Below are 25,542 nucleotides of genomic sequence, written 5' to 3'. Positions count from 1 at the left end.
TCCATTTGATTCGGGAGAGAATCATCAACGAAGGACGGGCCGAATGGCCCGTCTTTTTATTTTGACAAATGGAAAGCGAGAGCTTAACATCGTAATAGATACAGTAGATGACAGACTAATACACTTGTCTGCAATTGACGTGCTAGGAGGTTAGGAATGACATTCATAGGGAGCTTGCAGCAACTGGGCAGAGCTTTCATGCTGCCAATGATCGTGCTGCCTGGCGCGGCTGTGTTTTTAAGCTTGAGCCAGCTGCCCTGGGATTACATAGGGTTACCCGGCATGCCTGCGCATCTCCAAGCGGCAAGCGAGATCATTTTTATGTATTTGCCGTTTATATTCGCGCTGGGCGTTGCACTTGGCCTTACCGGCAATGCGCTTGCCGCGGGTATGGCCTCTTTGATCGGCATGATCATTTATACCGGCATTACGGGGTCTGCGGACGCGAACATCGAGCCGACCGTGGCGATTGGCGCCATCATCGGCATTATATCCGGCATTAGCCATGAGAGGTTCAAGGATTTGCGTCTGCCGGAATATATTCAGTTTTTTGGCGGGCCAAGATTTGTGCCGCTTTTTGTCAGCTTTATTGCGCTGCTTTTCTCGATCGGCATGATCAATTTAGCGCCTTATCTGGAGGCGCTGTTAGTAAAGCTGGGCGACATCGTCGCTTCCGGCGGCGGCTTCGGCGTGTTTCTGTACGGCTTCATTCATCGTATCCTTGTTGTTTTTGGCCTGCACCACCTGGTCAGCCATGTGTTCTGGTTCCAGATCGGCGGTTATGAGACGGAAGCCGGCAATATGGTGTACGGCGACTTGCCGAGATTTTTTGCAGGCGATCCTACTGCGGGCAGCTTCATGGCAGGCTTGTATCCCACGATGATGTTCGCGCTCCCGGCTATTGCCTTTGCGATTATTCATGAGGCCAGGGAAGACCTTAAGCCGAAGATCAGGCGGACATTCCTATATGCCGCGCTTGCTTCGTTCCTGACGGGCGTGACGGAGCCGGTGGAATTCGCCTTTCTGTTTGTTGCGCCTTACTTGTATGTCGTTCATGCGATTCTCTCCGGCGTCATTATGTGGGTTACCTATGAGCTGGGCATATTGCACGGCTTCTCTTTCTCGGCAGGAGCGATCGATTTTATAATCAATGAACATCTTGCAACGCGGGGCTGGCTGCTCATTCCGATCGGCATTGTAGTCGGCATTGTCTATTACGTCCTGTTCCGCTGGGCCATTCGCCGCTTCCGCATTCCGACTCCGGGCCGCGAGGAAGGCTCGCAGCTGGATGAGTGGGCCGGAGATATTCCGTACCGCGCTCCTCTTATTCTGCAAGCGATTGGAGGCAAGCAGAATATCATTCAGATGGAGTCCTGCATTACGCGCCTCAGGCTGAAGGTCTCCAATGAGAAGGTGCTCGATATTAATGCGCTTCGCAATCTGGGCGCAGCGGGCGTCATCCGTCTGGGCGGAGGCCATGTCCAGGTCGTGTTCGGCACGTACTCCGAGCTTATTCGCGAGGAAATGATGAAGACGATTCAGCGCGACCAGGCGCAAGTGCTGTTCCACTCGCCGATGCAAGGCCGCATGATTCCGCTTGAGGAAGTTCCGGATCCGATCTTTGCCGGCAAGCTGGTAGGGGAAGGCGTGGCCTTCCTGCCGGAGAAGGGCGAGCTTGTCTCGCCTGTGAAGGGAACGGTTATCCATATTTATCCGACGATGCATGCCATCGGAATCAAGACGGAAGAAGGGTTGGAAGTGCTGCTGCATATCGGGATCGATACGTCCAAGCTAGCGGGCAAGTCGTATTTCCAGGCAGTTGTAAAGGAAGGCGACGAGGTAATCCCAGGGATGCTGCTGATTCGCTTCAATCTTCAGAAGGTGCGCAAGGAAAGCAAATCTCTTGCGACGCCAATGGTGATTACCAATTCCGACCGGGTCCGCTCATGGCGCTATGCGCCGTTCAAAGCGGTGAAGAAAGGACAGTCTTCGGTAATGTCAGTTGTGCTTAAAGAGAGCAACGGTGGAGGGGAAACGCAATGATTCAAGGAATAGGCGCCTCGTCAGGCATCGCGATCGGCAAATCGTTTGTGCTGCCGAACTGGGAGTGGGAAGTGCCCGACCAAAAGATCGACGTGGCCGACTTCGCTCGTGAATTTGAGCGGGTTTATGAAGGCATCAGGACATCCAAGGTCGAGATTGAGCAGATCAAGGATGAGCTGAGAGAGGTTGTCGGCTCAGATGAGACGAACATTTTCGACGCGCATCTGGCGATCCTGGACGATCCGGTCTTCATGAATGAGATTCAGGGCATCATACAGCGCCAGTACAAGGCGGCGGAAGTGGCCGTGAAGGAAGCGATCGACCACTTTGTTACGATGTTCGATCTGCTGGACGACGACTATATGAAAGAGCGGGCGCTTGATATCAAGGACGTCGGCAATCGCCTTCTCAAGCATTTGCTCGGCGTTCCGGAGATTGCGCTGCCGGCAGATACGCAGCCCTTCATTCTCATTGCGAAGGAGCTGTCTCCTTCCCAGCTCGCTCACATTAACCCGGATCATGTGCTAGGCATAGTGACCCTGGCTGGCAGCACCACCTCTCATTCGTCCATTATGGCTAGAGCGCTTGGCGTACCGCTTGTTGTGGGAGTTGAGCAAGGATTGACAGAGCCGATAATGACGGGTCAGACCATCGTGATCGACGGCAGTGACGGTACGGTCTATATCGATCCCATAGAGGCTGTTATTGAACGCTACAATCAGCTGCACGACAAGCAGATGGAAGAGAAGAAGAAGCTCCAGCACTTTGCGTCGCGCCATTCGGTGACGCCTGACGGCAAGGCGCTGCGGCTGGAAGCGAATATCAGCTCGATCAAGGAGCTGGAGATTGCGTTGTCGAGCGGGGCGAACGGCGTTGGCTTGTTCCGCACCGAATTTCTATATATGGACCGGAACCGATTCCCGAAGGAAGAGGAGCAATTCGAGGTGTACCGCAGCGTCGCCGAGAAGCTGGATGGCCACCCGCTTGTCATACGCACGCTCGACGTCGGCGGAGACAAGCAGCTTGATTATTTTGAGCTTCCGGAGGAGGATAATCCGTTTCTAGGATATCGCGCCATCCGCATCTCGCTTGACCGTACCGACTTGTTCAAGACCCAGCTCAGAGCTATTCTTCGCGCGAGCGTCTACGGTCAAGTGAAGCTTATGTATCCGCTGATCTCATCGGTTGATGAAGTGCGCAGCGCGAATCGGATTCTGAACGAAGCGAAGATGGAGCTGGAGCAGGAAGGCATTCCGTATGACAAGGGAATGAAGGTCGGCATCATGATTGAAGTGCCGGCGGCTGTTATGATTGCGGATTTGCTGGCGCAAGAGGTGGACTTCTTCAGCATCGGGACGAATGATCTGGTCCAATTCACGCTTGCGGTCGACCGCATGAACGAGGAGATCTCCCACCTGTACGAGCCGTTCCATCCTGCGCTCCTGCGAATGCTGAAGTTGACAGTGGATGCCGCTAAGCGGTCCGGCATTACGGTAGGCGTATGCGGGGAACTGGCAGGAGACATGCGGGCGCTGCCGATCTGGCTCAGTCTGGATGTCGATGAGCTGAGCATGTCGGCTCATTCGATCCTGCATGTGAAGGAGCGGCTGCTTGGCACGAAGCAGGAGGAGAGCCAAGGGCTGTTCGAGCATCTGCAGCAGTGCCGCACAAGCTCGGAAGTGATTGCTATGCTGGAGGCGTTCAAGCGCGAACCGGAAGAAAAAACAGCGAATGGTTAACCCATTCGCTGTTCCAATGCGTCTACGAACGCTTTCGCATAAGGCGGAAGGTCCGGCGGCCGGCGCGCGGAGATCAGATTGCCGTCGACAACGACTGGCTCATCATGCCAGGTGGCGCCTGCGTTCTCCATATCGTCGCGAATGCCGGGAGTAGAGGTAACTTGTCTGCCCTCCAATATTTTGGCGGAGATAAGCACCCATCCGGCATGGCAGATCTGACCGATCGGCTTGTCTGCGGCATTAAGCTCTTGCACAAGAGACAGAACCTTAGGATATCGTCTCAGCTTGTCCGGAGCCCAGCCTCCCGGTACGAGGAGACCAATGATGTCCTCACTGTTCACTTCGTCGAATGACAGATCGGCAACGGCTGGCACGCCGTACTTGCCGATATGGGTTTTTCCTTTCTCCGGACCGGCATATAGCACGGTAGCTCCAGCCTCGCGCACGCGGTAGACGGGATACCATAGCTCCAAATCCTCAAATTCATCGTCTAGCAGGCAGATGACCGTCTGGTTCTGCAAGGACATGTTATCCCCTCCCTCTCCATGAAATGGTTACATTCATATTGTAGCGAAGGAGTATATATGAATCAAATGAGCAATACGAAAAAAAATTGGCGGGGCCGCCGGCTAGTCCGTTTCATCCCTGCCCTGGTATGGATGGCTGTTATTTTTGCATTGTCATCCAGAACGGGTGATGAAGTAGGGTCGGTGCTTCCTTTATTTCAGAAGCTGTTCCCGAATATGACGGATTTTAATTGGGGTCATTTCGTGAGTTATTTTATTCTTGCAGCCGCCTTGGATTACGGCTTTGGCTCCCGCTCCGATAAGCTGGTGATGAAGGTCGTTATTGTGCTGCTGTGCGGCTTGTACGGCGTGACGGACGAATACCATCAGCTGTTCGTAGATGGAAGAATGATGGATATCATGGATGTGCGCAACGATATGATCGGCGCCGCCGCCTGGACGATTCTGGTGTCGATTCCAGTCGTTCGCCGAAAGTGGCGGCGCATTGCCGCCTGAAGGCCTTTTCAGGGTCTTTAGTAGTAAAAATTACATAGCCTTATTTGCAGGAGTTTTGCCAAAAAAGGTCGAATATTTTACTCACTCTCAGTAGAAATACGATTAGGCAGGATAGCGTTTCTGCCGCTAGGAGAAGGAGCTGACCAACTTGCGCAAGACATGCCATTGCGGCGAGACGATGACGATGAAGCTGCGCACCGTCATATATTCAGGTAAGGTTGAGATCGACAACGTGCCGATCTTCTCCTGCACAACCTGCAGCAGAAGCGAAGTTATACCGGAGGTAAAGCCGGATTTGACCGGATTGATTGCTCAGCTTGGCGCGGAGCCCGATAAAGGCACGTTCCTGTTTAACGAATGCAATGAATGGGCAGATTTGTTAGTGGAAGCAAAAGCGAACAAGCAACAGCCGGAGATACATGAAGTTGAAGCGCTGGCCGAACAGCGGGTGAATATGCTCCTTGATCTATATTTGCTGGCACAGTCGCTCGAGGATGAAGATTGGATTGCCGATATCAATAAGCGGCTGCAGCAGATCAGCAGAAGGACGCTTCATACATAACACCCGCGCGAGCAGCGCAGGCGCTTCGCTTACACCGTTCACAAGGCTTCCGTGGAGGCATGACCGGCTTGCGATTGAATACGCGAGGGGTTATGTCTTTCAACATTCTCGCATTCGGATGGTGCGACCGCTTTGGCGTACATTGCGAAAAGTAATATTTTGTCGTATCATTACTCTAATATGTGGCGTGCGAAAATAAAATTTTGAGCAAATGGAGAGAGAATCCGTGACGGTAACCATTTATGATGTAGCAAGAGAAGCAGGCGTGTCGATGGCTACAGTATCCCGGGTCGTGAACAACAACCCGAATGTTAAACCAGCGACAAGGAAGAAAGTGTACGAAGCCATTGAACGTCTGGGCTATCGGCCAAATGCGGTAGCTCGCGGTCTAGCGAGCAAGAAAACAACAACGGTAGGCGTAGTCATACCGGATATTTCCAATGCGATTTTTGCCGAAGTGGCACGCGGAATCGAAGACATCGCCAATATGTATCATTATAATATCATTTTGTGCAACGCCGACAAGAAGAAGGACAAGGAAATCCGGGTTATCAACACGCTTCTGGAGAAGCAAGTTGACGGTTTGCTGTTCATGGGCGGCGCGGTTACGGAAGATCATTTGCAAGCGTTCAAGACAGCGAACGTTCCGATCGTGCTTTGCGCGACAAGCGACGACAACAACCAAATTCCTTCCGTGGACATCGACCATGAAGAAGCGGCTTATGATGCTGTCATGAAGCTTGTTTCCCAAGGTCATAAGCGCATTGCCATGATTAGCGGCACGCTTCAGGACCCATCCAATGGCTATGCAAGATTTCAGGGCTATAAGCGCGCACTGGAGCAATCGGGCATTACATATGATGACACATTGGTTCGCATAGGCAACTACAGGTATGAGTCCGGCGCCGAAGCGATGAAATATTTTATCGATCTCCCGGAACGCCCGACAGCCGTATTCTCCGCAACGGATGAGATGGCGATTGGCGCAATCCACTGCATTCAGGATTCCGGCTTGCAGGTGCCTGCGGATATTTCCGTTATCAGCGTAGATAACAGCCGCATGGCTTCTATGGTTCGTCCGCAGCTGACTGCAGTCGCACAGCCGATGTATGATATCGGTGCGGTATCGATGCGTCTGCTCACGAAGCTCATGAAGAAAGAAAATGTAGAGCAATCCAAGGTTACGCTGCCGCATGAGATTGTAGTTCGTCAATCGGTTGGGGGAATATAATATATAATGGCTATAACGAAAATCGGCATCATCGGCGCTATGGCGGAGGAGATTGAGCTTCTTCACCAGCATGTCGCCGTCGCTTCGGAATTTACGAAAGCTGGCATTACGTATTATGAAGGAGTCCTGCATGACAAGCAGGTTATCTATTGCAAATCGGGCGTCGGCAAGGTCAACGCCGCGGTATGTACTCAAATTTTGCTAGACGCAGGCGCGGACTGCGTTTTGTTCACGGGTGTTGCGGGTGCGCTGGATCCAAAGCTGGACATCGGCGATATCGTAGTATCCGAGAGCTGCATCCAGCATGATATGGACTGCACGCCGCTGGGATTCGCCAAGGGCGTCATTCCATTCCATCCCCGTTCTGAGTTTGCAGCGGACAAGCATCTCGTCGAGCTTGCGTATGCAGCAAGCGAGAAGCTGTTCCCGGGCCGCAGCCTGAAGGGCAAAGTGTTGTCTGGCGATCAGTTTATCGCGAGCCGAGAAGCGGTAGAGTCGCTGCATCAGGAGCTGCAGGGCGCTTGCGCTGAGATGGAAGGGGCATCTGTCGCGCAGGTATGCGATATGAACGGCATTCCGTATGTCGTCATCCGCTCCATGTCCGACAAGGCTGACGGCTCCGCCCATGTGAATTTTCCGGAATTCACGGTGAAAGCCTCGACCCATTCGCATCAGATCATCGACGAGATGGTCAAACATATCTAGCACTTATGTGCCGCTCTACCGTCATCATCGACGGTAGAGCGGCTTTTTTATGTTTGTTTGGGCTAGGGAGGGAAGGCTCGTTGTAACATGCTATAACACCACTTATTACTGAAAGGGAGCTTGTAACACCGCGTAGCACCGCTGGATGCTCACAATGCAGTAAAATGGAGCTGTAACGCCGTGAGGCGCCGTTACATGCTCAATATGCAGTGAAATGGAGCTGCAACGCCGCGTAGCACCGCTACATGCCCAAAACGAAGTAAAATGGAACTGTAACGCTGTGAGACACCGCTACATGCCCAAAACGAAGTGAAAGGGAGCTGCAACGCCGCGAGGCACCGTTACATGCCCAATACGCAGCAAAATGGAACTGCAACGCCGCGAGGCACCGCTACATGCTTAAAACGCAGTGAAATGGAGCTGTAACGTCGCGTAGCCCCGCTACATGCTCAAAAAGCAGCAGATTGGAGCTGCAACATCGCGTAGCCCCGTTACATGCTCAAAAAGCAGCAGATTTGAACTGTAACGCCGTGAGGCCTCGCTACATGCTCAAAACGCAGCAGATTGGAACTGCAACGTCGCGAGACACCGTTACAAGTTCAAAACGCAGGAAATTGGAGCTGCAACGTCGCGAGGCACCGCTACATGCTCAAAAAGCAGCAGATTGGAGCTACAACGCCGTGAGGCACCGTTACATGCCAAAGACACAAGGAATTGGAGCTGTAACGCCGTGAGGCCTCGCTACATGCTCAAAAAGCAGCAGATTGGAACTGCAACGCCGCATAAGCACCGCTACATGCTCAAAAAGCAGCAGATTGGAGCTACAACGCCGTGAGGCACCGTTACATGCCAAAGACACAAGGAAATGGAGCTGTAACACCACGAGGCACCGTTACATACTGAAAACGCAGGAAATTTGAGCTGTAACGTCGCGTAGCCCCGCTACATGCTCAAAAAGCAGCAGATTGGAGCTGCAACATCGCGTAGCCCCGTTACATGCCCAATACGCAGCAAAATTGAACTGCAACGTCGCGAGACACCGTTACAAGTTCAAAACGCAGGAAATTGGAGCTGCAACGTCGCGAGACACCGTTACAAGTTCAAAACGCAGGAAATTGGAGCTGTAACGCCGTGAGGCACGACGATCAACTTACTCGCAACTAACGCCATGTGTGCCACAGTCCTTCGCAGCAGGCTCCCATCAACAAAATAGCTATCGACTAGAGCGTTGCGCCCTTGGCCGATAGCTATTTGTGTTACTTCTATAGATGGTACGACGTACGGATGATGCAAGCATAACGTTATAAATCCTGAATAACAATGGATTGTGTGTTGCGATTCTGCTCATTGATGATGTCGCGGCGCGGGATTGGCGGGATGGCGGTGCTGTCGTCCTGCCAGTTGTCCGGCAGCGGAACGGGGCTTTCGCCTCTCCAATGCTCCAGCCAAGGAGCCGGCAGGGCAGTTGCTTGCTCCGCACGGATAATCGCAGCTAGCGGATGATCCGTCATCTCCAGCCATACCTGTGCCCAGGCCCGCGGGACGACGCGCCAGATGTCGTAACCGCCTCCGCCAAGCGCGACCCAGCGGCCTTCCGTATACTTGTGCGCCAGCTCATGCAGAATCGCGGGGATTTCCTCATAAATCCGCATGCTGCAATGGATATGCGACAACGGGTCGTACGCATGGGCGTCACAGCCGTGCTGGCTTAGGATGACATCCGGCTTGAACGCTTCGATGACCTTGCGGATCGTCACGTTAAAGCTCTCCAGCCATGATTCGTCTTCCGTGAAGGGTTCCAGCGGCACATTGAAGCAGGCTCCGAAGCCTTTGTCTACACCTTTCTCATAAGCATAGCCTGTGCCGGGGAACAGATATTTGCCGGTTTCATGAATGGAATAAGTGCACACATCGGGGTCGTCATAGAACGACCACTGCACGCCGTCACCATGATGGACATCCGTGTCGATATAGAGAACGCGGGCGTTGTACTTGTTGCGAAGATGCGTAATCGCGATAGCAGCATCATTGTACACGCAGAAGCCCGCAGCGCGGTCCGGGAAGGCGTGATGCAATCCTCCCGCCAGATGAAAAGCATGCAGGGCGCGGCCGCTCATAACGGCTTCTGCGGCTTCTACCGAGCCGGTTACAATTGCGCTGGCCGCTTTGTGCAACCCGGTGAAGAAGGGCGTATCTTCCGTCTGCAGGCCGAATTGCTCGGCGAGCACCGCCTTGCTGCGGGGATCGCCTTCTGTATCCAGCAGCTTGACGGCTTGCACATAATCGTGACGGTGCACGAGCTTAAGCATTTCATCATCGATGAGATAATCAGGCCGTATGATCTGTTCGTTCGTAAGCGCTTGCGCTTCCTTCAGCAGATCGATCGTTAACGCTTGACGGATCGGATCGAAGGGATGGTCATCATGAAATTTATAGCCGGATGAATCGGGATGATGAATGAATACAGCGTTTGATACCATTCTGAGCTCATTTCCTTTCCCTGCAAAATGTACGGCTTAATACATGAATCGATTGCGGAACCGGACTCGGTCGAACTGCTCGATGGAGCTGAGCGGCACTTCCTTGCCGATACGAACCATGAGGCAATTCGCGGGATGCGAGCATATCTCCGGATCATCGGTGGCATACCAGATCATGCCTGCCGATTTCATCAGGTTTTCCATCATGGTACGGTAATCCCATACATTCAGGCCTGTGCCCTCGAGATCCCAGTGCCAATAATATTCCGTTGTGTATACAATCATATTTTCCAGCTGCTCCTCAGCGAAGGCCATATGGATCAGACGTTTGCCAAGGCCGTAAGAGCGGTAATCATTAGCGACTTCAATTGCGCCGAGCTCTACCAGATCCTTCATTCCGCCCTCTGACCAGCGCTCAAGCTCATCCGGATAATGGAACGTCACATATCCAACGATCAATTCGCCTTCCCGGGCGAGAATGATGCGCCCTTCCTCCAGCCCGGCAATCTCTACAAGCGCTTCATGCTGATCCTTCGGCCTTCGGAAGGCGTCTAACGACGGGTGCATCGTATATGTGGCAAGGCGCTCGGGAGGGACTGGGCCCTCAATAATCAGCTCGTGGTTGTCACGTGTCGTAATCATGTCTCTCTGCAGCCGCTTTCGGTGCTCCATTCAGTGGTCCCCTTTCATTTCAACTGTCGCGAGAAAACTGATTATTTCTTCCTCCAAATTGATTATTTCCTACTATTGTTTATAACAAACAATCAAGAAAATGAAAAGCGTAGTCGAAAGGAAAGATGTTGTGGTATAATGATAGAGGATTTTTGAAAGCGCATACCTATACCAACGTTTTACAGATTTGATGGGAGAGTGATAGAATGATCAACTTGCATCAAGAGCGTGTACCAGCAACAGCGACGAACCCGAATTTGAAAAATTACGAAGAAGCGGCAGCAACCTTCCAATGGGAGCAAATCGAGAAGCAGTTCAGCTGGCATGAGACGGGAAAGGTGAACATGGCTTATGAAGCGATTGATCGCCATCTCGAGCTCGGTAGAGGCAATAAAGTAGCGCTTTACTACAGCGACAGCGAACGCGATGAATCGTATACATTCGAGCAGCTGAGCAAACAATCCAACCGGTTCGCCAACCTCCTTCGCAAGCTTGGAGTCGGCAAAGGCGAGCGCGTCTTCATCTTCATGCCGCGTACGCCTGAGCTTTATTTCAGCGTGCTGGGCTCACTGAAGATCGGCGCAGTAGTAGGCCCGTTGTTCGAGGCCTTCATGGAGACAGCAGTCAAGGACAGACTGCAGGACAGCGAGGCGATTGCCATCGTTACGACCCCTGCGCTGCTGCACAGAATCAAGCGCGACGAGCTGCCTAATCTGAAGCATATTATCGTCTACGGCGACGACATTCCGGCTGAAGAAGGCATCGTAAATTTCAAAGAACAAATTAGCCAAATGTCTGACGAAGCCGAGATTGAATGGCTGGATCGCGAGGACGGGCTGATACTGCATTATACATCCGGATCGACGGGCAAGCCGAAAGGCGTGTTCCATGCCCAAAACGCAATGGTCCAGCACAAATATACAGGCCAAGTTGTCCTTGACCTGAAGGATGACGACATCTACTGGTGTACGGCTGACCCAGGCTGGGTAACCGGCACGTCCTACGGCATATTCGCTCCGTGGCTGAACGGCGCGACGAATGTGATCCGCGGCGGACGATTCAGCCCTAGCGATTGGTACAGCGTTATCCAGAAATATAAAGTTACAGTATGGTACAGCGCCCCTACGGCATTCCGCATGCTGATGGGAGCGGGCGACGACCTGTCGAAGCAATTCGATCTGTCCAGCCTGCGCCATGTGCTCAGCGTCGGCGAGCCGCTCAACCCTGAGGTTGTGCGTTGGGGCATGAAGGTCTACAATCAGCGTATTCATGATACATGGTGGATGACAGAGACGGGCGGACAGCTCATCTGCAACTATCCAAGCATGGATATCAAGCCGGGCTCCATGGGCAAGCCGCTGCCAGGCGTACAAGCGGCGATTATCGATGACAGCGGCAATGAAGTTCCGCCTTACCGTATGGGCAATCTGGCCATTCGCGTGCCATGGCCGTCCATGATGCGCAAAATTTGGAACAATCCTTCCAAGTACGAGGAATACTTCCGTCTTCAGGGCTGGTATGTATCCGGCGACTCCGCTTATATGGACGAGGATGGCTACTTCTGGTTCCAAGGCCGCATCGACGATGTCATTAATACAGCAGGCGAGCGCGTAGGGCCATTCGAGGTCGAGAGCAAGCTGGTTGAGCATCCGGCTGTAGCGGAAGCTGGCGTCATCGGCAAGCCTGACCCAATGCGCGGAGAGATTATTAAAGCCTTTATCGCGCTTCGCGAAGGCTATGAGCCGTCCGAAGAGCTGAAGAAAGAGATTTCCCAGTTCGTGAAAATCGGCCTGTCCGCTCACGCGGCGCCAAGAGAGATTGAATTCAAGGATAAGCTGCCAAAGACACGCAGCGGCAAGATTATGCGGAGGGTCCTGAAGGCATGGGAGCTTAACCTGCCGACAGGGGATCTGTCCACAATTGAAGATTAAGCCCAAAAGAAAGCCTTCAAATCCATACGTGGATTTGAAGGCTTCTTTTTACATCCATCGAAAAATTGCATAGGGGAGACACACCAGAATTTGTTGGCATGCAAAAAATAGCGCCCCCGAGAGGAGGCGCTATTTTACTGCGGATAGCGGTTCTTTACCGCTTCATCCTATATTAATTGATCGTGACTTTCGCCGATGGCGATGATACGCCTGAGCTGTTCTCTGCCGTAATCTGATAGCTTCCGCTGGATAGCGGGGACAGATGCTCGAAGCTGGTCTGTGAAGTCGTGCCCAGCTTAATGTAGTTGCCGTCGTTGCCTGCGCTGTAGTAGATATTGTACAGCGTCACTTGATCGGAGACGGGATTGGCAGCCCAGCTTAGCAGAACGCTTAGATCTGAGCTTTCCGCTTTAAGGCCGGTCGGCGCGGATGGCGGTGTGCCTGTCTCGCTGCCGCTGTTATTCCCGTTATTTCCTCCGTTGTCACCGCCGCCAGGGATGCCCGGCACGCCTGGAATTTCAGGCAGCTCCGGCTGCACCGTGCCGTAGCTCATGATGGCGCTTGGCGCTGATTCTTTGCCGACGACGTCTACAGCTACGACGTAATACGTTGCCGCTTCTTTGTCCGATGCTTTGAAGCTGAACTTCGTTTCGTCTCCAAGCAGTATCGATGCGCCGAATTTCGCATAGTCCGCTTGGTTTGTAGAACGGTACAGCCTGTAGCCGACCACGTCAGGCGATTTGCTTGCCCCGAAGGTGATCGTAATATCGCCTGAGCCGGAAGAGCTGAGCTTCGCATCCGGCGGCGTCTGCGGCGCCGCGCCGTCATCGGTGCGCGGATCGGTCTTCGAAGGCGCGTCATTTTGCGCGTCCATCGGCACGTACACCTCAAGCGGCCTTCTGTTTTTGGCCGGAAGCTTGGATTGCGCTTCCTTGATTTCGTCCATCAGTACATCAAGCGGCTTCTTGCGCTTAATAACGATCTTTTCCTTCAGCATATCGTCAGGCGTCAATTCGTTAGGAACGTAGTTGATGCCTTCATACGTAATGTATTTCATGCTGACGAGCGCGTCGTCCGCTTTCTTCGGCAAATATTGTCTGTTGAACCAGTCGGTCACCAGCAGCCCTGCGGATCTGGTCAAATCCGTAGGCAGCAGTCCGCTTGCCTTGGAGACTGTGGCTTTCACGACGCCTTCCGGTTGAGGGAATTTGTCGGTTACGAACATCTCCGGCTTTCGCTCCGTCAGCTCATTCATGATGATCGTCCAGATGGAGCGTGCGCGGGTCTGGCCGTTGTTGGAGAGGGAATTGACCTGCTCCTCATAGCCCGCCCATACGCCAAGCGTGACGTCAGGCGTGAAGCCCATGAACCATACGTCGCCGTAGCTTTGAGTGGAACCGGTTTTGCCTGCGACCGGAATTTTGCCGTATTGCTTGAACTGCTTGGATACTTGATGGCCGGAGCCGGAAGGATCGGAGATTACCGTCCTCAGCATATCCGTCATCAGGAAAGCGGTCTGCTCAGAGAAGACACGCTTTGGCTGTTCTTTGTGCTCATAAATAATTTTGCCATTCGCATCCGTTATCTTTTGAATCATATATGCGTCCTGGAAGACGCCCTGATTCGGGATAGAGCCGTAAGCATTGGTCATCTCTTCGACCGATACGCCGAGGCGCAGACCCCCGATAACACCAGTCTGGGAATAAGCATCCTCAGGCTGCAAGGTTGTAATGCCCAGCGATCTTACAAATTCCCATGATTTTTCGATCGTTACATCTTCGTTAAAGATTTTCAGAGCCGGCAGGTTAAGCGAGCGGTTAAGCGCATCGCGTGCAGTGACAAGTCCTCTGAACTTGTTCGTTACGTTCATTGGGATATGGAAGCCCTTCTGACCGTCCTTCAGCACGATCGGAGCATCGTCAATAATGCTTCCCGGCTGGATGATGCCCGCATCGATCGCCGGCAAATAGGCAGCCAGCGTCTTCATTGTGGAGCCCGGCTGACGAATCATTTGAGTCGCAAAGTTCATCTGCTCCTCGTAGAAGTCGCGGCCCTCCAGCATGCCGATAATGGCACCGGTTTTGTGATCCAGCATGACGCCTGCGATCTGCTCGATACCCTTCTTCTCGCTGTACGGTGTGAAGTTGTTTTCATTGCTTGCAACCTCACGCATAATCGTATAGACATCTTTGTCGATCGTCGTATAGACATGATAGCCGCCGCGGAGCAGCTGCTCGCGCGCTTCCTCGATCTGGGCAGCGTTCTCTTTCTTGCGAAGGTCGGCTTTGGTCAATGCCGGGTTGCTCTGCATGAGCAGCACTTCCGCTGCTTGACGCTCGGCTTCAAGCATTAGGTAAGGATAAGTCGTATAAGCTTTCTCGCTCGGCGGAGCAAGAGAAGAGCGGATATCGAACTTCAGCGCTTCTTCATATTGCTGCTGAGTCAGCCTTCCCGTCTCCATCATGCGCTTCAATACGAGCTGCTGGCGTTTCGTCGCACGCTCGAATCCGGCTTCGTTGAACTTGCCTGAGCCGGTGAAGGCCGTGTAGAGCGAAGGCAGCTGCGGCAAGCCTGCCAGGTAAGCGGACTGGGCTGTATTAAGCTTGGACAGATCGGTAATGCCGAATATGCCTTTAGCAGCCGCTTTAATGCCGAATACTTGATAGCCGTTGGAGCCATTGCCGAACGGCATTTTGTTAAGGTAAGCCGCCAATATTTCTTCTTTCGTCAGATAACGCTCCATGCGCAGCGACAGGAAGATCTCTTTGATCTTGCGGCTGTCGGTTTTGTCGAGGCTCAGGAATACGCGGCGCGCCAGCTGCTGTGTCAGCGTACTGCCGCCGGTCTGCGTATCTTCATTAAAAAGCTTTTGTTTTACGGCGCGTCCGAGACCGTTGATATCAACGCCTTCATGCTCGAAAAACTTGTTGTCCTCCGTAGAAAGCAGGGCGTCAATGACGGATTGCGGAATTTCGTCGTATGTAATGACGATCCGGTCCTCATCGGTACGGAGCTGTCCGACCAGCGAGTCATCTCTAAAGTACACGTAGCCGGTCATGGAATATTCGCCGACTTTGTTCTGAATGACGCTCTGCGGCCGAATTTCTTCATCTTTGACGAGCGCGGCTACGTAACCGGTCATGACGCCGCCAGCCAGCAAGCCGAAAATTATGCCAAAATAAACAATCCATTTTACGGTAATGAATGATACCAAGCCGAATAATCGCCATCTGCTGTATGATGCCTTCGGCGATGGTTGACGATCTTCTTGCATGCGAATAACTCCTCCTCCAAAATAGCATAACCATTATAGCACAAAACCCTGTGAGGTACATGTTTCGTACCCTGATATTCCAATTCCGCCCATTGTGGCGGCGCACTGTACTGTCCCCCCTGCGTTCCGGAGACGACCGAGACTGCCGTAATCCAGCGGGTTAATCAGCAGAAAACAAGCATTTCTTCATTATATAGACGAAGTGTAAGGGGAAAAAGTTTTGTTTGGCCGTTATATGAACAGCTGGATAAGCGCTATCCTTGTTAATTGTTTTAGAACTTAAATAAGAGTATTGCTGCATCTGCGGTTCAAGTGTACCATGGAAGAGGGCAGCCTGCCGCTGAGGCATGCTGGCGGCAATAAGACTTATTTAGAAGACCGATACAGCGAGGCTCAAGTCAATTGGCAGTACATGTCTTTTTCAAGTAACTGGAAGATGTGGCGGCGTTCTTGTCTGCATGAGTCGAATTCATGCTGCTGCAGGCGATTATTTTGGAAACTATTTAAGAACTAAAACGTAATAAATAACGGAAACGATAACAGGTTATGCCTTTTGAGAAAGGAGGAGGAAAATGGAGACGGTGTATATGGCTTGTCTCATCGGCGGTATTCTCTACGCGCTAATCAGTGTTGTATTCGGGGACTGGCTCAGCCAGGCGATGGACGGGGTGCTTGACTTCCTGTCGCTCGACGGTCCGTCCATTTTCCAGCCGATGACGCTGGTAGGCGGAATTACGATCTTCGGGGGAGCCGGTCTGCTGCTGGAGCGATACAGCGGGCTGGGCGCATGGGTTGTTGCATTGGTTGCTGTGCTCATTGCGATTGTAGGCGCAATCGCCGTTTTCTTCCTATATGTGAAGCCGATGGAGAATAGCGAGAATTCGATTGCGTTCACGATTGGCTCGCTTGCCGGATCTCAAGGGGAAGTGCTCGTTCCGATCCCTCAGAACGGTTACGGAGAGGTGCTGGTTAAGGTAGGGGCGGGCAATACGAATCAGATCGCCGCCAGTTATGACCAGAAGCCGATTGCCGGCGGAGCGCAGGTTGTTGTGATTGACGTCAGGGAAGGCGTATTATATGTGTCCGAGCTGAACCTGTCGATCTAATAAAACTTTAGAAGAGAGAGGAGAAAATGAATGAATTTTGAGGAGTACATTACGATTCCTATTATTGTAGTCGGGGTGCTGGTTGTCCTTGGCCTTGCATTCTGGGCGCGCTACAAGACTGTAAGCCCGGATGAGGCAATGCTGGTGACGGGTTCCTTCCTGGGGAACAAAAATGCATCTGTCGACGAATCCGGCCGCAAAGTGAAAATCATTAGAGGCGGGGGCGCATTTATCCTTCCGATCTTCCAAAAGGCAGAGTATCTGTCGCTTCTATCTCACAAGCTTGACGTCTCGACACCGGAAGTATACACCGAGCAGGGCGTTCCGGTTATGGCGGACGGCGTTGCGATCATCAAGATCGGCGGCGCGGTTGAAGATGTCGCGACAGCGGCTGAGCAGTTCCTCGGCAAGCCGACGGAAGCGCTGAAAGGCGAAGCACAAGAGGTGCTTGAAGGTCATCTGCGGGCGATTCTGGGCTCTATGACAGTAGAGGAAGTATACCGCAACCGCGACAAGTTCGCCCAAGAGGTGCAAGGCGTAGCGGCGAAGGATCTCAAGAAGATGGGCCTGCAGATTGTATCGTTCACGATCAAGGATCTGCGCGACAAGCACGGTTATCTGGATGCGCTCGGCAAGCCGCGTATCGCAGCGGTTAAGCGCGATGCGGAGATTGCTGAAGCCGAAGCGGTGCGGGATGCCCGTATCCAGAAGGCGCTTGCGTCCGAAGCGGGTCAGAAAGCGGAGCTTCTGCGCGATACGAATATCGCCGAAGCCGAGAAGGACAAGGAAATGAAAGTCGCTTCCTTCAAACGCGACCAAGATACGGCGAAAGCGGAAGCGGACCAGGCGTATTCGATTCAGGAAGCGCGCGCGAAGCAAAGCGTGGTCGAGGAGCAGATGCAGGTCGAGCTCGTCCGGAAGGAAAGAGAAATCGATCTGGAAGCGAAAGAAATTCTCCGCCGCGAGAAGCAATACGATGCGGAAGTGAAGAAGAAAGCGGACGCCGACCGTTACGCCGTCGAGCAAGCTGCGGAAGCGAACAAGGCGAAGCAATTGCGCGAAGCGGATGCGATGCAATACCGGATCGAAGCGGAAGCGAAGGCGCAAGCCGCGCAGAAGCGCCTGGACGGTCTGGCAGTAGCGGAGGCGGAGCGCGCGAAAGGTACGGCCGAAGCGGAAGTTATCCGTCTGCGCGGTCTCGCGGAAGCGGAAGCCAAAGAAAAGCTGGCCGATGCGTTCGCGAAGTTCGGCGAAGCGGCGGTTCTCGATATTATCGTGAAGATGCTGCCTGAGCTGGCCGGCAAAGTGGCGGAGCCGATCAGCTCCATCGACAAGCTGACTGTCGTAGATACAGGCAACGGCGAAGGAGCAGCGCGTCTGAGCAACTATGTCACGTCGCTGATGTCGACAGCGCCTGAGATGCTGAAGAGCGTATCCGGCATCGACGTGAATCAGCTGATCCAAGGACTGACGTCCAAGGCGATTGCGCCTGCAGCGCCGAAAGCTGCGCTTTCGGTACAAGCGCCGGCTGCAGCAAGCAAGCCTGCTGCTCCTCCAACACCAATTAAGCCGGTTGATCCGATCGAATAGCAGCTGGATCCATGGTATGCGAAAGGCCGAGACGAGGAAGTTAAACTTCCTTGTTCTCGGCCTTTTTGCATCCTCTCGCAACCTTGCGTTATTCGCTTGGGCGATGGCATCTCCGGTAATCGGTCGGCGAGATGCCCTCTTGATTTTTGAACGTGCGGATGAAGGTGTTGCGGTTGTTGAAGCCCACCTGCTCCCAGATTTCGTGGATAGGGGCAGATGAAGAGGTGAGCAGCTCCTTGGCTCTATTAATTCTGAGCTCTTGCAAGTACTTATGGAAGGTCGTGCCCAGCTCCTTCTTAAGCAGCCGCGACATATATTTGGGCGTCGTATTGTATTTGTCCGCGAGAATATCAAGCGTGATCTCCTCGGCATAATGGTTATCCAGATAAGCTCGGAACAGCTTAATATTGAAGGCGTCTGCAGGCGGAGACTCGCAAAGCTCAAGCACCCGGTCGAAGAAGCTGTACAAGTGCTCCGTGAGCTCCCCGGTAGAACCGACATCTGCGGACAGCAGGAACCTCGTCAAATCCAGCTCCTCCTCATGCTCCTCCGCGATATTTTTGCTCTTCAGCGCTTGTATGCCGATCAAATACAGGTTCACGAACAGCTGCTTCATGTTGCTTCCTGTAATATAGCGGTCCGTATTGGCGGCAATGATGCCACCCAGCTGCTCTCGAAACTCATCGCCCTTGCCAGCTGCAAGCAAGTTGGCCAAAATCTTCTCGTCTGTCCGGCTAAGCGCATAGCGCGCTTCATCAAGCTCATATTCCGAATACAGCACAATTCGTTTGGAATCGAGGGGAGACACTTGCCAGAGCGCTTTCATTGCCTCTACATAAGACGCCTGCATGCCGGTATAGTGTTCATGGACCAGCCCCATGCCGATATGAATGCGCAGCTCGGCTTCATCCTGCCGGAAGAGCCGGTCGATCTGTTCGAAATAAGCCGCATAGGCTTCGAAATCATCCTTAGTCTCTGGATTGATCAGCACGGCGAACATATGGGCATCCAGCTCCAGAATGTAGACGGGATGCTCTTGCGGCAGCAGAGCGTTCAGAATACGGAAGATCGTGTCTGTCGCTTCGTTTTGGAATTTCTCCGAATATAGATCGTAGAACGGCTTGCGGAAGTTGCACTGAATCAAGCTGACCTGAAAATAGGAGTTCGGGAACCGGAAGTCCAGCTTGTTCAAATACGAATCGATCACATCATCGTCATACGGGAAGTTGGATTGCAGCACCTTGGCCAAAAAATGCTTGGTAGCAATAGGCAGCGAGTACGACAGCGTCCGGTTCAGATCATCCACGTCCGTTAAGATGCGCTTGATCTCCGTATTGAGAAATTCCAGCTCGTTGAATGGCGTATGAGATTTTTCTTTCTTGGCGCCAGTTCCTTGCAGCGTCTGCACCAGCGAGCGGATCGGCGAGTAGAAGCGCCGGCTGAACAGGACCGAGAGCAGCAGAGAGACAAGGAACAGAATGCCGGTAATGGTGATGTTCCAGCTCTTCATCTTGGTCAAGGCGGACGTAAGATCGGTATGCGGAACGGCCACCACCATCGTCACATCACGGAAAAAGAAGTTGGTCGAGTATTTGATGATATGCATATTCTCGCCGGCAAGCTTGGCGTCGAACTTCGTCTCCGGATTCATAAGCAGCTTATCCATAAAGGATTGCATCGGCACATCGATGGTGCGGGTCGAAGCGAGCAGGTTGCCCTCTGTATCCGCGACCATAATCAAGCTGTTCGGGGTCAGCATGTAGCTTTGCAGCAGGTTGCGGACCTCCTCCGCCTTCATATTAATGACGTATAAATTGTTGGAATAGTGCCCGCCTACCGTTGTTTGTACGACCGAAATCGTGGATTCGCCGCGATTGCTATAGCTGCCCGAGACGACGGAAGGAGGCAGAATCGTAAACAAATGATGATTCGATTTGTATTCCTGCCAGAAAGCGAGCGGATATTGCTCCATTCTGTATACGCTTTCATAAAAAGTCTCCGGCTCATACGTGCCATTATCGCTAATGATGATCGATTCGTCGCGTTTGTAGATATAGGCATTGTCGATATAGTTGCTGCTTGCCTTGATGCGCGAAAGCGAGCGGACGGCTTGCGAATAATCTGCGTATTTCCCGATATCATCCTCCGGATATTGCGTTGTGATGACCTTAAGAATGTTCGGATCAAGCGCCAGCAGGAAATTGGATTGATAGATGCCGTCGAACAGATTGTTCATCGTGGACGACAGGTTGGACAAGGAGCGGTCGTAGTTCGTTCTAAGCTGCGCTTCAATATAGTTCATGGAGATGCTGGTGCTTAGGAACAGCGCAATTTGAATGAAGGCGGACAGCGATACGAATAAAACAATGAGCCGGAAAAAAATACTCCGAAAGCCGAGCCGTGACCATCTGTGACGGATATTTCGCATGTTCTCACCTCAACGACATTCTGTAATGGCCTGCTGCTTGATTGGATTGAACAGGTCGACTCGATTGACAAGTTTGGTTCAAATTATAGGTAACCTTCGATATAAAAGCAATGTAGAGCAATGCGAAATGTGCAACAAAGTAGAATTGTGGGACATGGGGAAATGTGCAACATATCCTCTCTGCTTGTCCGCATGACTGGTGGAGCGAATGGTGTGACAGGGGAGAAAAGCGTGACAATGCGGTATATTCGCCTATCAAGCAGCAAAGGAGAAAATCGTGACCAGAGGGTGAACTTGGCTATTACGAGCGATTCGGATGATGTGGTTAGATGGATTCACGGACCTGACGGCCGAAATAACCGCACATGAAGGGGAGTAACGACATGAACAACGCCGCCGCATCGCAGCCGAGATCAACGGATCCTATGCCGAGAGCCAAGCGTGCCGGGCGCTCATACTGGAGACGAAATTATTACTATTATGTACTGCTGGCATTGCCGCTGCTTTACTTTGCCATCTTCCGCTACGGACCGATATTCGGCAACATATTAGCCTTCCGAAGGTATACGCCGGGCGGGCCGCCTTACGGAACAGAATGGGTCGGCTTACGCTATTTCCGAATGTTCATGGAAGATCCGAACTTCTGGCTGGCATTCAAAAACACCATCCTGCTTAGCGTGATGAACCTCTGCATCAGTTTTCCGCTGCCCATTATATTCGCCCTTCTTATTAATGAAATCATGGGCGCAAGGCTGAAGAGGTTCATTCAGATCATATCGTATTTTCCGAACTTCATCTCCATCGTCGTGGTCGTTGGATTGATCAAAGAGCTGTTGTCTCCAACGAACGGCATTGTTAACAAAGTACTGGAGTCGATAGGCATTGATCCGATCTTCTTCGTGAACCAGCCGGAATGGTTCCGCTTCATCTATATTAGCTCGGATGTGTGGCAGTACATGGGCTGGAATGCCGTCATCTTCGTAGCCGCATTGGCGTCGGTCGATACGCAGCTGTACGAAGCGTCAGAGCTTGACGGGGCGGGGCGCTGGAAGCAGACGCTTCATGTGACGATACCGCAAATCTTGCCTACCATCTCCGTCGTATTCATTATTTCGCTAGGCTCGCTGCTCTCGCTAGGTTTTGAGAAGGTATTGCTGCTGTATACCGCAAGCAACTCTGCAACGAGCGATATTATCGATACATTCGTATTCCGCATGGGCCTTGAGAACAACAATTACAGCTACGCAACGGCAGCAGGCCTGTTCGGCGGCATGATCGGCTTTGCGCTTGTATCGGCAGCCAACTATATCTCGCGCAAACTGTCCGGCGTATCGCTTTATTAAGGAGGGATCGTATGTTATACCGGAAAACCAAAAGCTATCGTGTATTTATGGTCTTCAATTTCTGTATACTGAGCTTGGTTATGATCGCTATCGCATTTCCGTTTATTCATCTTATCTCGGTATCGTTCAGCGAATCGGCTGCGATACTCGGCGGCAAGGTTGTTGCCTGGCCGATTGGCTTTAATATCGACGCGTATCTCCGAATTTTCGATCACCCGACGATATTGCAGGGATTTAAAAATTCGCTTATCCAGACGGTGCTTGGGACAACGATAGGATTGTTCATGACAATCATATGCGCATACCCGCTGTCCAAAACCTTTCTGAAAGGCCGCAAGGCATTCGTGCTGATCGTCATGTTCACGATGTTCTTCAGCGGCGGTCTGATTCCGACTTATCTGGTCGTGAAGAGCGTTGGCTTGATCGATACGATATGGGCTGTGGTCATTCCGTTCTGCATTACGCCGTATTACTTGCTGCTTATGATGACCTTTTTCCAGGGCATCCCGGAAAGCGTGGAGGAAGCGGCGATGGTCGACGGGCTGAATCCGCTGCAAATCCTGTTCAAAATCGTCATTCCGTTATCGAAGCCGGTTATTGCGGCGATTACGATGTTCCTGATCGTGTATTATTGGAACAACTGGTTCAACTCGATGATTTATTTGAATTCCAGCGACATGCATCCGGTTATGATGATTGTACGCAATATCGTAGCCGGTGCTGACCTTGCATCAATGGGCTCGGGTATCGGGCAGAACGACCTGACGACGCTATCCTCGGCTTCGCTTAAAGCGGCTGTTATCATGGTCACGACAATTCCCGTCGTCTGCGTATTTCCCTTTGCGCAAAAGCATTTTGCCAAGGGGGTGATGCTCGGCGCGGTTAAGGGCTGATTTATCTCATACTCGTTTGGGCTACCACAAAAAAAAGGGAGGATTCACCAATGAATATGAAATTTCGCAAAGGAGTCATGACGACGCTGGCGGCGCTGCTTGTTGCTCTGCCGCTCAGCGCATGCTCTCAATCATCCAAGGAGCCGAGCTCTGAGCAGGCTGGCCCGACCAGCCTATCCATGATGTACAGCGATTCGTCCGCTTATCCGTTCAACAAGGAATGGGCTCTCTTCAAGGAATTGCAAGCCAAGGGCAACGTAGCGATTGATGTGCAGGCCGTGCCATCGCCTGACTATAAGAACAAGCTTAAGATCGTTCTGAGCTCGGGCACGATTCCCGATCTGGTGACGGAAGTAACGCAAGAGATCGTGCTGGAATTTGCACAGAACGGCGTGCTGCTGCCGCTGAGCGACTACATGGATAAGCTTCCGAATCTCGAGAAGAAAATTAAAGAATATGAGATCGAGGATGAGCTCGACAACTGGCGGACTAAGGACGGCAAGCTGTATGTTGCTCCAGTTATGAATGAAGCTGCTCTTTATAATACAGCGCCTGTCATCCGGGTGGACCTGCTGAAGAAATACAACTTGAATGTGCCGGAGACGATGGATGATCTGTACAACGTGCTGAAAGTGCTGAAGGAAAACGATCCTTCTTCGTACCCGATGGCGAACCTTGTCCGCGCGGAGACAATCCGCAATCTGTCTGGCGCCGCATGGGGCATCGATCCTTCCTATAACGGCTTTGTATACGACGAGGCGAAGCAATCCTATACGTACCTTTATACAAGCGAGAACTACAGACAATATGTGACGTTCCTGAACAAGCTGGTATCCGAGAAGCTGGCCGATCCGGAGCTGTTCACCTCCAGCCTGGATTCCTGGAAGCAGAAATTGGTAACAGGGAAAAGCGTGTTCACTTACACGTGGATCAGCGAACTGGCTCAGCTCAATGCGGACGGCAAGAAAAATGTAAGCCCGGACTTCGAGCTGGCGCCGATTCCGCCGATTGCAGGTCCTGGGGGCAAGCTGGCTGCCAGCACGCAGCGCATCCCGCACGGTATCGTTATTCCAGCCTCAGCTGCAAATAAACCATATTTTGATGATCTCCTGGCATTTGTGGATTATCTGTACAGCGATGAAGGCAATAACATCGTCACTTGGGGTCAAGAAAATGACTCTTACACCGTTGTAGACGGCAAGAAGCAATTCACGGACAAAATTACGGGCGCAACAAGCATCCAGCGCGCACTGTGGGACAGCGGGGCTTCCAACCAGAACTACACGATGCTGTACACCTACGACTGGTTCACCAAAGTACTGGACAATCCGCTTGTAACGTCGCTTACCGAAGAAGCCCGGACGAACAATTGGTTCCCGGCGATCGTGAAAGTGCCGAAGCTGACCACGGATGAGAAGGAAGAAGAGAACATGCTGCTTACAACCTTGAAGGACAGCTATGCGAAAGCGCATGACGGCTTTGTATTCGGTCGGCTGGCAAGTGACGCTGATTGGGACAACTATGTGAAGGACATGGAAAATAAAGGCGTCAAAAAACTGATTGAGCTGTACAACAATTCGATGAAGTAACCCGTGATACAGGGCACTTGCTGCCCTGTTCTCCATCTTAATTTGGACACCGGTAAAAGGTGCGTGCGAAAGGAATGGGCGATATGAACGAAGTGTTGAACGTTTTGGTGATCGGGGCACATCCCGATGAGCCGGATATTTATGCAGGCGGAACGGCGGCGCTGTTTGTGTCCATGGGCCACCGCGTAAAGTTTCTGTCGTTGACGGATGGCTGCTGCGGGCATGGGACAATGGACCGCTCCGAGCTGGTGGAGCGGCGCAAGGGTGAAGCGGAGCTGGCGAAGCAGCGGCTTGGGCTGGTGGAATACGAGGTGCTGGACACGCATGACGGAGAGCTTCTGCCGACCATCGAGATGCGCCAGGAGGTCATTCGCCAGATTCGGCGATTCCAGGCTGATGTGGTCATCTCGTTCCATCCGGAAGGCGGCCGCCATCCTGACAACCGCTATGCCGGACGTATCGTAGGCGATGCTGCGCCGTTCATCCATGTGCCGCTTACTGTACAGGACACTCCTATCCCGGCGAAAAGGCCGATCTATCTGCTTATGCCGGACTACTCCATGAAGGAACGCTATTCTGCCGATCTCGTTGTCGACATTGGGGAAGCGGTAGAACAGAAGCTGCTTGCTTGCGATGCCCATGCCACTCAATTCTATGAGTTCAGCTCTTGGGGCGAGGAGCATACCATACCGGAGGATTGGGAGGGCAAGAAGCAATTTCTGCTCGCAGGCTGGGCCTCGTTCTTCGATGCAAGCGAAGAGATGGTGCCGGCTCTGGAGCGCGGATATGGCAAGGAGCGGGCATCGCGAGTCCGGTATGCGGAGCCGTTCGAATTCGCGCCTTACGCCAGCCGCCCGACGGAGGAGCAGCTGAAGCGGTTATTCCCGATGGTTCGTTCTTAAACTCGGACATGTCAAAACACAGATTGTCAGTT

18 protein-coding genes are annotated in these 25,542 nt (G+C 52.4%); 13 read left to right on the top strand and 5 right to left on the bottom strand.

Going from position 1 to position 25,542, the window contains the following annotated elements; translation table 11 throughout:
• The first annotated feature begins 156 nt into the window (after positions 1 to 156).
• Positions 157 to 2,043 carry a glucose PTS transporter subunit IIA gene (locus D3P09_RS03385; protein WP_120107197.1) on the top strand — a complete coding sequence of 629 codons (1,887 nt, stop codon included), beginning with the start codon at positions 157 to 159 and terminating at the stop codon, positions 2,041 to 2,043.
• On the top strand, positions 2,040 to 3,782 hold the full coding sequence (gene ptsP, locus D3P09_RS03380) for a phosphoenolpyruvate--protein phosphotransferase (RefSeq protein WP_120107195.1): 1,743 nt from the start codon (positions 2,040 to 2,042) through the stop codon (positions 3,780 to 3,782). The genes D3P09_RS03385 and ptsP overlap by 4 nt, the downstream gene beginning before the upstream one ends.
• Here the strand turns inward: ptsP and D3P09_RS03375 are convergent.
• Positions 3,779 to 4,309 (bottom strand): type 1 glutamine amidotransferase domain-containing protein, encoded by a 531-nt coding sequence (locus D3P09_RS03375; RefSeq protein ID WP_120107193.1) that lies wholly within the window; start codon positions 4,307 to 4,309, stop codon positions 3,779 to 3,781. The two genes, ptsP and D3P09_RS03375, sit on opposite strands and share 4 nt — an antisense overlap.
• Before the next feature lie 57 nt (positions 4,310 to 4,366).
• Between D3P09_RS03375 and D3P09_RS03370 the strand changes: the two genes are divergently transcribed.
• The 4 genes from D3P09_RS03370 (at position 4,367) to D3P09_RS03355 (ending at position 7,302) form a co-directional block, all read left to right on the top strand.
• On the top strand, positions 4,367 to 4,804 hold the full coding sequence (locus D3P09_RS03370) for a VanZ family protein (protein ID WP_243643889.1): 438 nt from the start codon (positions 4,367 to 4,369) through the stop codon (positions 4,802 to 4,804).
• A 148-nt stretch (positions 4,805 to 4,952) separates the two neighbouring features.
• Entirely contained in the window at positions 4,953 to 5,366 is a 414-nt protein-coding gene (locus D3P09_RS03365; RefSeq protein WP_120107191.1) for a hypothetical protein, read from the top strand.
• A gap of 226 nt (positions 5,367 to 5,592) precedes the next feature.
• Positions 5,593 to 6,597 carry a catabolite control protein A gene (gene ccpA / locus D3P09_RS03360; RefSeq protein ID WP_120107189.1) on the top strand — a complete coding sequence of 335 codons (1,005 nt, stop codon included), beginning with the start codon at positions 5,593 to 5,595 and terminating at the stop codon, positions 6,595 to 6,597.
• 6 nt (positions 6,598 to 6,603) lie between these two features.
• Complete coding sequence (locus D3P09_RS03355) at positions 6,604 to 7,302, top strand: 5'-methylthioadenosine/adenosylhomocysteine nucleosidase (RefSeq protein ID WP_120107187.1); 699 nt, start codon at positions 6,604 to 6,606, stop codon at positions 7,300 to 7,302.
• 1,301 nt (positions 7,303 to 8,603) lie between these two features.
• On the opposite strand, the gene D3P09_RS03350 is transcribed toward D3P09_RS03355, so the two are convergent.
• Positions 8,604 to 9,782 carry an acetoin utilization protein AcuC gene (locus D3P09_RS03350; RefSeq protein ID WP_120107185.1) on the bottom strand — a complete coding sequence of 393 codons (1,179 nt, stop codon included), beginning with the start codon at positions 9,780 to 9,782 and terminating at the stop codon, positions 8,604 to 8,606.
• Between the two features lie 36 nt (positions 9,783 to 9,818).
• Positions 9,819 to 10,454: a GNAT family N-acetyltransferase gene (locus tag D3P09_RS03345; protein WP_120107183.1), complete on the bottom strand. Its 636-nt coding sequence runs from the start codon at positions 10,452 to 10,454 to the stop codon at positions 9,819 to 9,821.
• 206 nt (positions 10,455 to 10,660) lie between these two features.
• Between D3P09_RS03345 and acsA the strand changes: the two genes are divergently transcribed.
• The gene (gene acsA / locus D3P09_RS03340; protein ID WP_120107181.1) at positions 10,661 to 12,385 is read left to right on the top strand and encodes an acetate--CoA ligase; all 1,725 of its coding nucleotides are present in this window, start codon (positions 10,661 to 10,663) and stop codon (positions 12,383 to 12,385) included.
• A gap of 172 nt (positions 12,386 to 12,557) precedes the next feature.
• On the opposite strand, the gene D3P09_RS03335 is transcribed toward acsA, so the two are convergent.
• The gene (locus D3P09_RS03335) at positions 12,558 to 15,659 is read right to left on the bottom strand and encodes a transglycosylase domain-containing protein (protein ID WP_120107179.1); all 3,102 of its coding nucleotides are present in this window, start codon (positions 15,657 to 15,659) and stop codon (positions 12,558 to 12,560) included.
• A 572-nt stretch (positions 15,660 to 16,231) separates the two neighbouring features.
• Here D3P09_RS03335 and D3P09_RS03330 point away from each other — a divergent pair.
• Both D3P09_RS03330 and D3P09_RS03325 read left to right on the top strand, forming a co-directional pair.
• Positions 16,232 to 16,765 (top strand): NfeD family membrane protein, encoded by a 534-nt coding sequence (locus D3P09_RS03330; protein ID WP_120107177.1) that lies wholly within the window; start codon positions 16,232 to 16,234, stop codon positions 16,763 to 16,765.
• A gap of 30 nt (positions 16,766 to 16,795) precedes the next feature.
• Entirely contained in the window at positions 16,796 to 18,355 is a 1,560-nt protein-coding gene (locus D3P09_RS03325; protein ID WP_120107175.1) for a flotillin family protein, read from the top strand.
• Positions 18,356 to 18,443: 88 nt separating this feature from the next.
• Here the strand turns inward: D3P09_RS03325 and D3P09_RS03320 are convergent, their stop codons facing one another.
• A complete protein-coding gene (locus D3P09_RS03320; RefSeq protein WP_120107173.1) occupies positions 18,444 to 20,783 on the bottom strand; it encodes a helix-turn-helix domain-containing protein in 2,340 nt (779 codons plus the stop codon).
• Positions 20,784 to 21,166: 383 nt separating this feature from the next.
• On the opposite strand from D3P09_RS03320, the gene D3P09_RS03315 reads away from it, so the two are divergent.
• The 4 genes from D3P09_RS03315 to D3P09_RS03300 all read left to right on the top strand — a co-directional run bounded on the left by D3P09_RS03315 (position 21,167) and on the right by D3P09_RS03300 (position 25,510).
• Positions 21,167 to 22,126, top strand: a complete 960-nt coding sequence (locus tag D3P09_RS03315; RefSeq protein WP_207892438.1) for an ABC transporter permease — start codon at positions 21,167 to 21,169, stop codon at positions 22,124 to 22,126.
• A gap of 11 nt (positions 22,127 to 22,137) precedes the next feature.
• Complete coding sequence (locus D3P09_RS03310) at positions 22,138 to 23,019, top strand: carbohydrate ABC transporter permease (protein ID WP_120107171.1); 882 nt, start codon at positions 22,138 to 22,140, stop codon at positions 23,017 to 23,019.
• A gap of 50 nt (positions 23,020 to 23,069) precedes the next feature.
• Entirely contained in the window at positions 23,070 to 24,608 is a 1,539-nt protein-coding gene (locus D3P09_RS03305) for an extracellular solute-binding protein (RefSeq protein ID WP_120107169.1), read from the top strand.
• An 83-nt stretch (positions 24,609 to 24,691) separates the two neighbouring features.
• Positions 24,692 to 25,510: a PIG-L deacetylase family protein gene (locus D3P09_RS03300; RefSeq protein ID WP_120108475.1), complete on the top strand. Its 819-nt coding sequence runs from the start codon at positions 24,692 to 24,694 to the stop codon at positions 25,508 to 25,510.
• Positions 25,511 to 25,542: the final 32 nt, after the last annotated feature.

Source organism: Paenibacillus pinisoli, from assembly GCF_003605435.1.
Lineage (GTDB): Bacteria > Bacillota > Bacilli > Paenibacillales > Paenibacillaceae > Pristimantibacillus > Pristimantibacillus pinisoli.
The sequence above is the reverse complement of the archived record's forward strand: the minus strand, read 5'-3'. Positions and strand labels throughout refer to the sequence as shown.